Source organism: Flavobacterium sp. IMCC34852, from assembly GCF_030643905.1.
Lineage (GTDB): Bacteria > Bacteroidota > Bacteroidia > Flavobacteriales > Flavobacteriaceae > Flavobacterium > Flavobacterium rivulicola.
The window spans coordinates 301,019-315,868 of sequence record NZ_CP121446.1; the positions used below are offsets into that span (position 1 = coordinate 301,019).

Genomic DNA, 14,850 nt, shown 5'->3' on the forward strand with positions numbered 1-14,850 from the left:
TAGCTTTATAACGTTAAAAATATTAAATTATTATTTACGTCGTAGAATATTTTTAGGAATATTTTTCTTAAACTTTTATTTGCGCTTAGAAGCAAAAAATCGCACCATCAAATCGGAAGCTTCTTGGGCCAAAACCCCTTTAATTACTTGGGTTTTCGGGTGAAGTTGGGTACCTAGATTTTCAAAACCGCGTTGCTCATCCGAAGCACCGAAAACCACTTTTGAAATTTGGCTCCAGTACAACGCACCGGCGCACATTTGACAAGGTTCTAAAGTGACGTATAAAGTACAGCCTTTTAAGTATTTTCCACCGATGAAATTCGCAGCCGAAGTGATGGCTTGCATTTCGGCATGTGCGGTGACATCATGGAGCATTTCGGTGAGATTGTGCGTTCTGGCAATCACTTTATTATCGATTACAATTACGGCTCCGACCGGAATTTCGCCTTTGTCAAAAGCCAATTCGGCTTCCTGCAAAGCTTTCTTCATAAAATACTCATCGGTGAAAGGGTTTTCCATAAAACAAAAATACAATTTCAATTCGTACATTTGTGGCATGTCTAAAAAATTGCTCCAACATATTAATAATCCAGTCGATTTGCGAAAACTAGACGTGGCTCAATTGCCCGAATTGGCGAAAGAGTTGCGCGAGTTTATTATTGATATCGTTTCGGTAAAAGAAGGACATCTCGGTGCGAGTTTGGGCGTAGTCGAATTGACGATTGCTTTGCATTATGTTTTTGATACGCCCAATGATTTATTGGTTTGGGATGTTGGGCATCAAGCTTACGGTCATAAAATTTTGACCGAAAGAAGAAAGAAATTCGATACTAATAGACAATTGGGCGGACTTTCCGGTTTTCCGAAACGCAGCGAAAGTGTGTATGATACTTTTGGCGTAGGCCATTCTTCTACGGCGATTTCTGCGGCATTGGGTATGGCGATTGCGTCCCAATTGAAAGGCGAAAACAAACACCATATAGCCGTTGTAGGCGATGCCTCGATTGCGAGCGGAATGGCGTTTGAAGGTTTGAATCATGCCGGCGTTACCGATGCAGATTTGTTGGTGATTTTAAACGACAATGCTATCGGAATTGACCCAAGCGTTGGTGCATTGAAAAACTATTTGACTGCGGTTAAAGAAGGCAAAAACCCTAAGCAGAACAACATGATTAAGTCGCTGAATATTGATTATTCGGGGCCAATTGACGGTCATGATTTGCCAGCTTTGATTACCGAATTAGAACGACTCAAAAAAGTAAAAGGACCCAAATTTTTACACCTCATAACCACCAAAGGCAAAGGTTTACAAAAGGCCGAAGAAGACCAAGTGAAATACCATGCGCCCGGAAAATTTGATGCTACCACTGGAGAAATTCACAAAACAGCAACGGAAAATCTGGCGCCGAAATTTCAAGATGTATTTGGACTAACCTTAGTAGAATTGGCGAAAACCAACCCGAAAATCATCGGAATCACGCCTGCTATGCCCAGCGGCAGTTCAATGAAATTTATGATGGATGCTTTTCCGAAACGGGCTTTTGATGTGGGAATTGCTGAGCAACACGCCGTAACCCTTTCCGCCGGAATGGCGACGCAAGGCATGGTGGTTTTTTGCAACATTTATTCGACTTTTTTACAACGCGCTTATGACCAGGTAATCCACGATGTGGCTTTGCAAAACCTGCCGGTTATCTTTTGTTTGGACCGAGCGGGATTAGTGGGTGAAGACGGTGCGACGCATCACGGTGTTTTTGATATTGCGTATTTGCGTTGCATTCCGAATATGATGGTTTATGCGCCTAAAGATGAAATCGATTTGCAAAATATACTGTATACCGCTTCTTTGGGATTAAAACATCCGATTGCGATTCGTTATCCGCGTGGTCGTGGGAAAAATGCGGATTGGAAATTCCCTAGCGATTTTCAAAAAATTGAACTTCGGAAAGCGCAGAAGTTGAAAAAAGGCAAAAAAGTAGCCATCTTAACTACCGGAACGATTGCAGATAATGTGACTGCTGCCTTAGCTGATATAGAAGATGATGGTCACTTTGCCCACTATCATTTTGGGTTTATCAAACCTTTGGACGAAAAAAAACTGCACAAAATCTGTGATAAATTCTCCACTATCATTACCGTGGAAGATGGTGTAACAACCGGCGGGTTTGGTAGTGCTATCTTAGAATTTGCGGCCAAAAATGATTATGTCAACGAAATCTTCCTTTGTGGTGTACCCGATTATTTTATCGAACACGGTACGGTGGACGAGCTACAACAATTCTGCAATATTGATGTAGATGGTTTGAAATCGCTTTTTTCTACTTTACTCGAGGAAGAGGAAGAAGATTAAGCCGTAACTATTTTATTCAACTCCACCGCTTTTCCATCGGTTAGCATCGAGATGAAATGACAAATGTGGAGCAATCTTTCGTAGAGACTTTCTTTTTCCAAATGGTGTTTTTCGGGTAAAATCTTCATTAATAACTTATCGTAATTTGTAGCTTTACCGTCATACGTATTGTTATACGCCGTGATGAATTTGTCCAACAAATTATTGATGATTTGGTAACCCGAAAGCTCTTTCTCTATGACTTCTCGGCTTTGGTAAATGTTCTTCACACTTAGCTTGATAATGTCGTCCATTTGGGCTTTGTACTTGCTTTTGTCGGTTAAGGCAAAATGGAATTTCCCCTGTAAAATCGCTTCTTCGTTTTCGATAAACACGCGAACGGCATCGTTGATTAAGTTGCCAATTGCTAACGCACGCAAGTAGCTGATTCGGTCTTCTTTAGTAGTTAAAGTTTGGTATTTCGCCGCGTCAATAGTGTCTTTGACTAACTTGATTAAGTATTCCAACGCATAATCTTCGGAAACCAAACCGAGGTTGATGCCGTCTTCAAAGTCGATAATGGTGTAGCAAATATCATCAGCGGCTTCGACTAAAAACGCTAACGGATGGCGTTCGTAACCGACATCTGCTCCGGTTTTATTGGAAATCATGCCTAATTCTTCGGCGACTTCTTTGAAAAAAGCAACGTCGGATTGGAAGAAACCGTATTTTTTATCGGCGATGTTTTTGGTTGGTTTTTTAGGTAAACTTTCCTTCGGATATTTGGTAAAAGCACCCAATGTGGCGTATGATAAACGCAAACTGCCTTCGATTCCCGGACGCGAACTCGTTAACACGGAAAATCCATTGGCGTTGCCTTCAAAATCGACTAAATCTTGCCATTGTTTGGGCGTCAGTTGGTCTTTGTATTGTTGGCCTTTCCCAATCGCAAAATATTCTCCAATGGCTTTTTCGCCTGAATGTCCGAATGGCGGATTGCCAATATCGTGTGCCAAAGCTGCAGCGGCGACAATTGCCCCGAAATCATTCATGTGATACCCATGGATTTCTTTGAGATACGGGTATTTTTCGATGATTTTTTTGCCGACCAATCTTCCAATAGAACGACCAACAACGGAAACTTCCAAACTGTGGGTTAATCTAGTATGAACGAAATCGGTTTTAGATAACGGAATCACTTGGGTTTTATCTTGCAAACTCCGAAAAGCCGACGAAAAGATGATACGATCGTAATCAACCTCAAAGCCGAGACGCGTGTCGTCTTGTTCGATGCGCAATCTTTTGCCGGTATCGCCTTGGCGTTTTAGAGATAAAAGTTGTTCCCAGGTCATGGTGTTGGTGGTTTGTAGTTTATAGTTTCAGAAGTTAAAGATAGTTTTATTTTATGATTTTCTTCATGCAGACGCTGTTTTCCACACCGATGTATTGCCCGAAGTTTTCGGTGATTTCGTAGCCGAGTTTTTGGTATAAACCAATGGCGTCTTTTTGCATGTATCCGGTTTCGAGTAGGGCAGTTTTATAGCCTTCTTCTTTGGCCCAAAGTTCCAGTTCGGTTAAAATGGCTTTGGCGATACCTTTGCCGCGGTATTCGGGTAAAGTGTACATGCGTTTGATTTCGGCGGTTTCGGAATCATATTCTTTGTAGGCGCCGATACCAACTGCTACTTCATTTTCATAACAAATTAAGGCGTTTTTGAGCAGATTGGTTTTGTTGAATTGGGCATAAAACTCGTGGTCATCACCATCTAGAATTCGCAAATAGGCATCGAGTTGGAGGACTAAAGCTCCAAAATCTTTGTTGTCGGAAGTGGTTCTGACGATTGAAATCATCTTATGCTTCGTTAGTATTTGATTTGGATTGGTAAAACTCCAGCTTTTCTCGCTCTAAGGCTCTTTTATCGACTACATAGGTTTTAGAAATACTGTCGTGCCAACCTTTGGCCGTCGAACCCATGAACAATGATAGTACGAACGGCAACCAATTGAGCGGAATCAATCGGCAAAGGGAACGCACTAAAATCATTTCGTGATTGGGCTTTTCTCCGTTTTCGTTGACTACTACGGTTTGGGTAATCCATTTTCCTACGGTTCTGGCGGTGAATATTTCGAAGACATTGTAATAAAATAGGGTAACACTTGCGGTAAAGGTGTATTGTTGCCAAACATCAATGGCAAAATGATCGAGATAAGCTTTGCCTTCTTGGAGTTCCATTCCGGCGACTATAAAAACCAAAACGATAAAAAGCAATAGCAATTGCATCACGGAATCGATTAGCAAATTGACAAACCTTTGCCCATGAGAAGCCAAAAGCGCTTCGGAAATCAGGTATGGCTTTCGTAGATTTTGTTCCATACGGTTATTCTTTTTCGTTGGCCAAAAAGAAATTTCTGGATTTCTTTGGGTATTGGTTGTAGCTTTTATCGCTTGGATTGGCGATGACCGATTTGATGTTGATTTCGTCTCCGACTTTAAAATTCGCTTCGGTGTATTGATAATCCAATAAATATTCGCCACAGAAATAATTGCCGTTTTCGTCTTTTTGGATGATTCCTGTGTAAACTCCTTTTTTTTGTTTTGACATGATTTTTTATTTTACCGAAAGTTCTTCTTTTTACTATTCGCTAGCCCCGATTGGAGCTGGCTACCGTGTAGCGCGGAAAGCGGGAAACAGCTCCTAAAAATACTAAAAAAACAGCTATCAATTGACAGCTGTTTTTCTTTGATCTTTATTCCGTGTTTTAATTACGACCCACACATTTCGCAGTCGTCTCCACCGTTGCCGGCGGCATTGCGTGCACGTTCTACCATAGCGGCAAAATCTTCAGCGGTCATTTCTCCGTTTTCGGTTGGTGCCACTACTTCAACGCCTACTGCTTCCGGTTCGGCTAAGATAGGTTCGGCTTTTTTATCGTTGTTCAAAGTGAACTTGATAGCATCTACTGCTGCTTTGGTTCTTAGGTAATACATACCGGTTTTCAAGCCGCTTTTCCAAGCGTAGAAGTGCATTGACGTTAGTTTCGCATAGTTGGCATCTTGCATGAACAAGTTTAACGATTGCGATTGGTCGATAAAATATCCTCTGTGTCTTGACATATCGATAATGTCTTTCATCGACATTTCCCAAACGGTTTTGTAAAGTTCTTTTAAGTCGGCAGGAATACGCTCAATGTGTTGTACGGAACCGTTGTGACGCATGATTTCCTGTTTCAACTCTTCATTCCAAAGTCCGCGTTTTACTAGGTCTTCCAACAAGTGTTTGTTCACCACGATAAACTCACCCGACAATACACGACGGGTGTAAATGTTGGAAGTGTAAGGTTCGAAAGCTTCGTTGTTTCCAAGGATTTGTGACGTAGAAGCCGTTGGCATTGGCGCCATCAACAAGGAGTTTCTCACCCCGTGTTTTACCACTTCTTTGCGCAAGCTTGCCCAATCCCAACGACCGGATAATTCTTCGTCTTTGATGTTCCAAAGGTTGTGTTGGAACAAACCTTCTGAAATTGGTGAGCCTTTAAAGCTTGAGTATGGTCCTTCTTCTTTGGCCATTTCCATCGACGCGGTTACGGCGGCAAAGTACATGGTTTCGAAGATGTCTTGGTTTAATTGTTTGGCTTCATCGCTGGTGAATGGCATTCTCAACAAAATAAACGCATCGGCCAAACCTTGTACACCCAATCCCACCGGACGATGACGCATATTAGAGTTTTCAGCTTCTTTAACCGGATAGTAATTGCGGTCGATTACTTTGTTTAAGTTGCGCGTTACGCGTTTGGTTACGTTGAATAACAATTCGTGGTCGAATTTGTTGTTGTTGACAAACATTGGCAACGAAATAGAAGCCAAGTTACAAACCGCAATTTCGTCCTCGGAAGTGTACTCCATGATTTCGGTACACAAGTTAGACGAGCGAATGGTTCCCAAATTCTTTTGGTTGGATTTGCGGTTCGCGGCATCTTTGTACAACATGTATGGTGTTCCGGTTTCGATTTGCGACTCTAGGATTTTCTCCCAAAGCTCGCGAGCTTTTACCGTTTTTCTGCCTTTGCCTTGTGCTTCGTAAGAAGTGTATAAAGCTTCGAACTCGTCCCCGTAAACGTCGTACAAGCCCGGACATTCGTTTGGACACATTAAGGTCCAATGCGCATCTTCTTCAACACGTTTCATGAACAAATCTGACGTCCACATCGCGAAGAACAAATCTCGTGCACGCATTTCTTCTTTTCCGGTGTTCTTTTTCAAGTCGAGGAATTCAAAGATATCCGCATGCCAAGTTTCTAAGTAAATGGCAAAACTTCCTTTTCTTTTGCCACCGCCTTGGTCTACGTAACGAGCGGTGTCGTTGAACACGCGCAACATCGGAACGATACCGTTGGAAGTTCCGTTTGTGCCTCTGATGTAAGAACCGGTGGCACGAACGTTATGAATAGACAAACCGATTCCTCCGGCTGATTGCGAGATTTTCGCAGTGTTTTTTAATGTATCGTAAATACCATCGATGCTGTCATCTTTCATAGATAACAAGAAACAAGACGACATTTGCGGTTTTGGCGTTCCGGCGTTGAATAACGTTGGCGTGGCATGGGTAAAGAACTTCTTCGACATTAAGTCGTAAGTTTCAATTACTGCATCCAAATCGTTTAAGTGAATCCCAACAGAAACACGCATTAACATGTGTTGCGGACGCTCTACGATTTTGCCGTTGATTTTTAGCAAATACGAACGCTCTAAAGTTTTGAAACCGAAATAATCGTAATTGAAATCGCGGTTGTATATGATATGAGAGTTTAAGAACTCGGCATTTTCTTGGATAACTTGGTGTACTTCTTCTGAAAGTAACGGTGCGGGTTGGTTGGTTCTTGGATTAACATAATGGAACATTTCATTCATCGTTTCCGAGAATGATTTGTTGGTGTTTTTATGTAAGTTGGAAATAGCAATACGAGCCGCTAATTGGGCATAATCCGGATGGGTTACGGTCATGGAGGCTGCGGTTTCGGCAGCTAGGTTGTCTAATTCTGAAGTGGTTACTCCGTCGTACAATCCTTCGATAACTTTCATCGCTACTTTTACAGCGTCTACCAATTCATTCAAACCATAGCATAGTTTTTTAATTCTATCCGTGATTTTGTCAAACATTACCGGTTCTTTGTGACCGTCTCTTTTTACTACGTACATACTTGTTTTGTTTTGTGAAATAGAGAATCCCTTCGCTACTTCGAGTTACTTGTTTTGTTTTGTTAATCCCTTAACTTGCAGAAGAATCTTCTGCGGTTTTATGAGAAGCTAATCCGGCTGTCCGCTGTATCTTTTTATCTCGTTTGAGAACGAGATAAAAAGGATGCCACTTCCATCCGGGCTAGGCGACTGCATATTTTAGAAGTCAGCGTCGAAGCTGATTTTTTGATCTTCGGTATCTTTTGACATTACGCCGGCTTTTTGGTATTCGGCCACGCGCTTTTCAAAGAAATTGGTCTTTCCTTGTAGCGAAATCATATCCATGAAATCGAAAGGATTGTTAGAGTTGTAGACTCTTTTGCAACCCAATTCTACTAGTAATCTGTCGGCTACAAACTCTAGGTATTGTGTCATTAAATTGGCATTCATCCCGATTAAACTTACCGGAAGTGATTCGGTGATGAATTCTCTTTCGATGGTCAAAGCGTCGGTAATGATTTCGGTGATTCTGGCTTTGGATACTTTATGCACTAAATGGTGGTTGTGTAAATGCACGGCAAAGTCGCAGTGAACGCCTTCGTCACGGGAAATTAATTCGTTAGAGAACGTCAAGCCCGGCATTAATCCGCGTTTTTTCAACCAAAAAATAGAACAGAATGCTCCTGAAAAGAAGATTCCTTCCACGGCGGCAAAAGCGATTAATCTTTCGGCGAACGAATCGGAACCAATCCATTTCAAAGCCCAATCGGCTTTTTTCTTTACAGCAGGAAATACTTCGATAGCGTTGAATAATTGTGCTTTTTCGGCTTCATCTTTTACATAAGTATCAATCAGCAACGAATAGGTTTCGCTGTGGATGTTTTCCATCATGATTTGGAAACCGTAGAAAAACTTGGCTTCAGGATATTGTACTTCGTTGACGAAATTTTCGGCTAGATTTTCATTTACAATTCCGTCAGAAGCGGCGAAGAAAGCCAATATGTGTTTGATGAAATACTTTTCATCGGCATTCAACTTATTATTCCAATCGGATAAATCTTGGTGCAAATCGATTTCTTCGGCAGTCCAAAAACTAGCTTCCATTTTTTTGTACCAATCCCAAATATCATGATGTTTGATAGGGAAAATCACGAAGCGGTTTTTGTTTTCTTGTAAAATTGGTTCGATAGTTGCCATTTTTGAATTGTTTTTTTGAATTATTGGGGAGATTTTTTTCGAAATCTGTCTGTTACAAAGATTGTCAAACGAAACGGAAAATGAAAGTCAAACTTATTCACAATCCGCTCTAGTTTTTAACAAACTGAGGTTTTGTTTAACTTTTTTAATCAATTTTCAACTGCTTGATTTTCAGTGTTTTATTTTTTTTTAAATTGTTAAAAAGCCCTAAAACAAAGGAAGTTAAGAATTTACTGATGGCAAAATTTTAACAGTTGAACTCTTCTGAAAATTAATTTTCGACGCTAAAAAAAGAGCGGTTTTTCCGTTGGAAAAACCGCTCTTAGTAAAGTGTACGTTTATTTCTTATTTGTCTTCCGAAATATAGGTTTTATTACCATTAGAGTTGATATAATACTTTCCTCCTCTTGGCCCGGTATACACTTTTTTGCCTTTATAAGTTCCGGTCACCTTGTCTTTAATCTTTTTAGGTGCTTTTTCGTTGGATACTCTTTCTTTGACTTCTTTTTTGGCTTTGGCTTCTGATTTATTGGCAGCGGCTTTGGCTTTTCCGGCGGCTGAACGCTCTTGTCCTCTTTCAGAAGCATTGTTTGATTTAAAACGCTTGTCCGGCGTGCCGTCTTTTTTTAAAGGTACATTTGTTTTTTTATAGCGTTCATCAGGAGTGCCGTCTTTTTTTAGTTTAACGCCCGAAGCTTCTTTTGTTTTAGTTGTTTTAACGGCTTCTGTGATTTTTGGTTTTGTTGTTTTCTCTTGTGCTTTGGTTTTCTTAACCGCATCGGTTACTTTGACTTCCTGAGCAAAAAAGGTATTTGAAAAAACGAACACCATACACAATAAAATTACTTTTTTCATAATGCTTACTTTATTAGTTATTGATTTAAAATTACAAAAAAAATTAAAACAAAAACCATTCCATTTAAAAATATGCTCTTAACTGCACGTTACCGGTATGAATGGTTTGACTCGTTTCTGTTTTTCTGCCTTGGTAATTGATATTGATGTCTAGAAATTGGGTCAAATTCTTTTGCAACAACAATCGCCAAGTTAAGTTTTTGCCCGGCTGCAATCCTTCCAGCATCTGAAAAGCCACGGGTAACAAGGCATCACCAACAAATTTATTGTTATACAAAGAGAATTCCCCATTCATAGTAAACTTCTTTTCACCGGCCAAAGAAAAGGAAGTCCCCAATCGACTTTGCTTTAACTGCTCTCTATTCCCGATTTGATTTTCTTTATTTTGGTATTCATAAAAAACATCCCAACTGGTATTCTTGTTAAACAAATAGGATATTTTAGGATTGATTTGATAGCCTTTAACTTCAAAATTTTTGGCTTCATAATTCTCCGAAAAAAGAGCTGTTCTGGTTGTTTTTGTTCCTAAATTAAACAACCAAGTTTTTTGTACCAAATGCGTATACTGCAATTGATGCGACTTGTTTTCACTTTCCTGCGAACCAACTGAAAGCAAGGTTTGTAATTTGTTTTGGGTGAAAGTATAAGTGGTTGAATGCTTTTGCTTTCCCCTGTTATAAAACAAACTATTCCGAATATTGGTATTGAGTCCCAACAAATTATTGTCTTGGGTTGAAAACGGATTCAGGTCGAAATTATTTCCGTTTCGCAGAATTTTTCGCTCTATTAAATAGGAGGTTTGGTTGTAAAAATAAGACAATACTTTTTTGACCCCTTTGGCATTTTGCCATTGAACCGGATTGAGCGTAAGCGATTGCGAAAATTTATTCTGATGGGTTTTGACAAAAATTTGATTGGGCAAAAATATCCGAACATACCGCGCTTGATCCGGAAACGGTGCGATTTCGAACTCTTGTAACTCCTGAATTCCGTTGTTGTTATAATCATTCCAAGTATAAACCCCTTGTCCCGGTTCTACTTCGAGGTAAGTAAATTCCTGTTGGGCAATAGTGCCCGAAGTCGTCTCGTAGGCTGTGGTAACTTGGGCAAATTGTTTAAAAAATTGAGCATTGTACAACAATCGAGAATTGAGTGACGGCTCGTTTTCTCGAGTATCATCTTCAAATTTTAAATTTCTGTAGTTGACAAACAAAGCCAAATTGGATTTATCGCTTTGAATCAATCTAGACTTTAAATAATAGGATTGCGAGGTGTTTACTTTTTGCAGAAAGCCATTTTGCAAACTGTCATTTACGCGTTGCAAATAACCCAATTCTACATACACTTTGGTACTATCGCCTCGACCTACAAAAGCGCCGTATTCGGTAAATCGTTGGCTCAAAGTTGACAATTGATTCGTGGCTGCTAATCTTTCTTTATTGTCTTCCAAACGCAAAGTTCCACCAATCCAATTCTTTTTAAAATGATATCTGGCTTGCGATTGGTTTCTGATAAAGGTTGACTTTGCATAATCGCCATCGCTGTTTAAAATACTGGTGTTTTGGAGCAAATTCCAATCTTTTAGTTTGAAAAAGCCATTAATTAAATGTCGGTTTCCCGAAAAGCTTTTAGAGAAATCCAACTTTTCGAACTGGTAAGTCAGTTTCCCTTTTTCGGGTAAAGTGAAGTCTAATCCGTTAACCATTAAACTTTGATTGCCTTTGAAAGTGGTCAAATTCCAGTCGCGATTGAACTCTATATTAAACAAACGCTCAATGGTTCGGAAATCTTCTTGTACAAATTGGTAATTTCCAAAAGCATCAACTTGCCATTTTTTGCTCAATAATCTTTGCTTGAAATTTAGTTTTCCGGCGGTGCCTTTATTGTCAGAATCATCAATAGGCGAAAACAAATTTTGGTCGTTATTGCTCACACCTATTTCAAAATCTACCAACGTTTTTTCATTCGGATTGTATTTTCCTAAAACGGTTGCAATTTGTATTTTAGTTGGCGCAACCAAACGGGTTATTGGTTCGTAATTCCCTTGCGGGACGCCGCCTAACGGTTCAACATACTGGTAAATTTTACCGATTGCCGCGGTGTTGGTTAAAATATAATTCCCCTGATTATTCCCTACTAAAGTAAACCTAACATTGTACAATTCGTCATCAGGATTATTAGAATATTCAAAGACTTCGACGGCATTAACGAAGACTTTTTTGTACAAAATTTTATTCTCAGAATAAGTATCCAAATAGGCTGATGGCGCATTCATCAGGTTGACATTGTCACCGGCATTCGCCAAAACAGCGACTTGTTCGGGTGACAAACTTTGTTGCAGCGGTTGATTTTTGACATCATTTTCGGAATACAAATAGCCGCCCAAACTCCAGTTCTTCGAAGTATAATTGGCACCGCCATAAGTCACAAATCGGGTATAACTTCTATCGGAATATTGGTATTCGATGACGATTCGCATTTCGGAAGTAATCGGAAATAATGACGTAAACGTGATTTCTCCGGCATTGTAATCGATGATGTAATCGTTGTTTTCGCCGCGTTTTTTTAAAATTCCGTTGACATAAACGCGTTCCGAACCTGAAATCACCAAGACATACAATTCGCCATTATTGCCTCTTAATTTGTACGGACCTTGATTGCCTTCTTGTCCGGTGAACGCACTTTTGGCATATTGTCCGCGAACCAAAGCTGCCGCGGTAAAGATTTCGGTTTTGTTTTCTTCGCCGCCAAATGTGAATCTCGTGGACAATCCTTGTACTTTTTTATTGAAATTGAGAAAACGCGATTGCCTGTTTTCGAGGAATAAATCGCCGGCGCGAATGTTCCATTTGTCGGTAAATAATTCGATGAAGATTTGGTCAAATTCGTCCAATTTTTGAGAATAACCATTGTCCTGTAACGGAATATTAGAATCCTGTATCGAAGCGCGAAGCGAGACTTTGTCGGAGATTTTTCCGGTGATTTGTAAATCGAGGTTGGACGTTACTGAAGCATTTTGGTTATTGCCAATAGTTACGCCACGAGTGATACTTCCGGAGGTATTCAAACCTTCAAACGGAACGAATTTTTTAACCGAGCGATCAATTTTATACAGATTTCCGGCTTCGTTGGGCACCACTTTACTTTGGTCGTAAATACTGTAGGTTTTGGTTAAATTTTCGGGAAATTTAAAATAACGAACGGTCAAACTGTCTGAAGCAGTAAAGCCGTTTTTGAAAAATAGTTTCCCGGTTTTAAAATCGACTTTATAGAAAGTAGTGTCGATTTCTTTGCCTTCCCGATTCAACAGTTTAAAGAAACTCGGGCTGATACTGACTTTTTCAATAGCAATAGTGTCTTTGGAAACGGTTATTTTTTTGGTTTGGTACAACGATTTGATTTCCTGAGCCGAAAGACCGGAAAAACCGAGAAGTATCAATAATAATAGCCCTTTTTTAAACATATTCTTTATAACGTAAAAATAGGCTTTTTAATATAAAAAAACCGCGAACGCACTATATTTTGAGCATTCGCGGTTTAATTGTTTGTTCTTTCTTTGCTTATTCTTTAGTCACCACTTGCATGGTTTCTCTCGAAATTTGTTTTAGCAAAACAGTTTTGCCTTTTTCTACCATTTCTGCAGCTTCTTTGTTGAAGTGGCGAATGGTATACAAAGACACGTTTTCGTTGTAGGCTACTTTGAATTTTTTAGACAAAATGGCTTTCAATTCATTGAAGTTGCCAAATTTATCTTCCACACTTACTGAAAAACTAATCGCCGAGTTTTGTATCAAACTCACTTTCATTTTGTATTGGTGGAATAAAGCAAATATTTCGCTGATATTTTCTTCCATAATAAAAGAGAAATCGATAGACGATAATGAAATCAATAATTGGTCTCTTTTGACAATATAACAAGGCGTTTGCGGCTCTAAATCTTTCCCTTTGGAAACGCTGGTTCCCGGTAATAGCGGATTGATAAATGATTTTACATGTAACGGAATTTCTTTTTTCTGAAGCGGTTGCAAGGTTTTTGGGTGAATAACCGTAGCGCCGTAAAACGCTAACTCGATGGCTTCACGATAAGAAATTTGATTTAACAAAATCGCGTTTTCAAAGTATCTCGGATCGGCATTCATCACACCCGGAACGTCTTTCCAAATGGTTACGCTTTCTGCATTTAAGCAATACGCAAAAATCGCTGCGGTATAATCGGAACCTTCTCGACCTAAAGTGGTGGTGAAATTATTTTCGTCAGACCCTAAAAATCCTTGCGTGATATTCAACGCTTTTTTCTTAACGCCTTTTGAAATAAACTGTTGGGTTTTTTCCCAATCGACATTGGCATCACGGTAAGTATTGTCGGTTTTGATAAAGTTCCTAACATCAATCCAGTTATTTTTCAAACCGGCTTGCGCAAAATAATGGCTAACAATTGTGGTCGAAAGAATCTCTCCGTAACTCACCACTTGGTCATAGACAAAGTTATAATTTGGTGATTTATTGCTTCGGATAAAGTATTCTAAATCGGCAAAATGACTGTTTACCGCAAAATACACATCGTGCTCTTCGTCTTCGAATAAATCCATCAAAATTTGGTAGTGGTACTTCTTGACTTCTTGTAAAGATGAATGCAATTCATTAGACTTCTCGAAGTAATTTTTGATTACAACTTCTAAAGCATTCGTGGTCTTTCCCATCGCGGAAATTACCAAAAGTGTGTCTTCATGACCTACTTTTTCTAATACACTAAATACGTTTTTAATACCTTCAGCATCTTTAACTGATGCACCCCCAAATTTGAAAATTCTCATTATAAATTAGTTAAATATTCATTTATTCCTTGTTCGTCCATTTGAACAACGTCCCAATCTTCTAAGACTTTCGCCCCCGATTTTTTATAAAATTCTACTGCCGGCGTGTTCCAGTCTAAGACATTCCATTCGATTCTTCGAACGTTGTCTGCTTTTCCTTGTTCCATGATTTTAGTGTACAAGGCTGAGCCCAAACCGGTACCGCGCATTTTTTCTTTGACAATTAAATCCTCCAAATGAATGGTTCTTCCTTTCCAAGTGGAATAGCGGTAATAATACAACGCCATCCCGACAATCTCGTTTTCAACCTCAGCTACAAAAGTGTAAAACAAAGGATTTTCTCCAAAACCATCTCGCTCTAAATCGGCCACGGTTACTACAACCGCATCGGGTTCTTTTTCAAAAACGGCCAATTCTCGGATTAAATCCAGTACGGCTTGCATGTCGGCTTTAGTTCCTTTTCGGATGTTCATTTGGTA

12 protein-coding genes are annotated in these 14,850 nt (G+C 39.6%); 1 reads left to right on the forward strand and 11 read right to left on the reverse strand.

What is annotated here, in order from left to right; genetic code table 11:
* Positions 1-75: 75 nt before the first annotated feature.
* Positions 76-519, reverse strand: coding sequence for a nucleoside deaminase (locus P7V56_RS01315; protein WP_171221473.1), 444 nt, complete (start codon positions 517-519; stop codon positions 76-78).
* A 37-nt stretch (positions 520-556) separates the two neighbouring features.
* Between P7V56_RS01315 and P7V56_RS01320 the strand changes: the two genes are divergently transcribed.
* Positions 557-2,350: a 1-deoxy-D-xylulose-5-phosphate synthase gene (locus P7V56_RS01320; protein WP_171221472.1), complete on the forward strand. Its 1,794-nt coding sequence runs from the start codon at positions 557-559 to the stop codon at positions 2,348-2,350.
* Here P7V56_RS01320 and P7V56_RS01325 read toward each other — a convergent pair.
* From P7V56_RS01325 to P7V56_RS01370, 10 genes are all read right to left on the reverse strand, one after another.
* Positions 2,347-3,681, reverse strand: a complete 1,335-nt coding sequence (locus P7V56_RS01325; protein WP_171221471.1) for a deoxyguanosinetriphosphate triphosphohydrolase — start codon at positions 3,679-3,681, stop codon at positions 2,347-2,349. The two genes, P7V56_RS01320 and P7V56_RS01325, sit on opposite strands and share 4 nt — an antisense overlap.
* 46 nt (positions 3,682-3,727) lie before the next feature.
* Positions 3,728-4,180 (reverse strand): GNAT family N-acetyltransferase, encoded by a 453-nt coding sequence (locus tag P7V56_RS01330; RefSeq protein ID WP_171221470.1) that lies wholly within the window; start codon positions 4,178-4,180, stop codon positions 3,728-3,730.
* A 1-nt stretch (position 4,181) separates the two neighbouring features.
* A complete protein-coding gene (locus P7V56_RS01335) occupies positions 4,182-4,703 on the reverse strand; it encodes an RDD family protein (RefSeq protein ID WP_171221469.1) in 522 nt (173 codons plus the stop codon).
* Positions 4,704-4,707: 4 nt separating this feature from the next.
* Positions 4,708-4,932 carry a hypothetical protein gene (locus tag P7V56_RS01340; RefSeq protein ID WP_171221468.1) on the reverse strand — a complete coding sequence of 75 codons (225 nt, stop codon included), beginning with the start codon at positions 4,930-4,932 and terminating at the stop codon, positions 4,708-4,710.
* Between the two features lie 161 nt (positions 4,933-5,093).
* Positions 5,094-7,526, reverse strand: coding sequence for a ribonucleoside-diphosphate reductase subunit alpha (locus P7V56_RS01345; protein WP_171221467.1), 2,433 nt, complete (start codon positions 7,524-7,526; stop codon positions 5,094-5,096).
* A 198-nt stretch (positions 7,527-7,724) separates the two neighbouring features.
* A complete protein-coding gene (locus P7V56_RS01350; protein ID WP_171221466.1) occupies positions 7,725-8,702 on the reverse strand; it encodes a ribonucleotide-diphosphate reductase subunit beta in 978 nt (325 codons plus the stop codon).
* 345 nt (positions 8,703-9,047) lie between these two features.
* On the reverse strand, positions 9,048-9,557 hold the full coding sequence (locus P7V56_RS01355) for a hypothetical protein (RefSeq protein ID WP_171221465.1): 510 nt from the start codon (positions 9,555-9,557) through the stop codon (positions 9,048-9,050).
* 64 nt (positions 9,558-9,621) lie between these two features.
* Entirely contained in the window at positions 9,622-13,020 is a 3,399-nt protein-coding gene (locus P7V56_RS01360; RefSeq protein ID WP_171221464.1) for a DUF8818 domain-containing protein, read from the reverse strand.
* Between the two features lie 97 nt (positions 13,021-13,117).
* Positions 13,118-14,371 (reverse strand): aspartate kinase, encoded by a 1,254-nt coding sequence (locus P7V56_RS01365; RefSeq protein ID WP_171221463.1) that lies wholly within the window; start codon positions 14,369-14,371, stop codon positions 13,118-13,120.
* Positions 14,371-14,844 carry a GNAT family N-acetyltransferase gene (locus P7V56_RS01370; RefSeq protein WP_171221462.1) on the reverse strand — a complete coding sequence of 158 codons (474 nt, stop codon included), beginning with the start codon at positions 14,842-14,844 and terminating at the stop codon, positions 14,371-14,373. The genes P7V56_RS01365 and P7V56_RS01370 overlap by 1 nt, the downstream gene beginning before the upstream one ends.
* Positions 14,845-14,850: the final 6 nt, after the last annotated feature.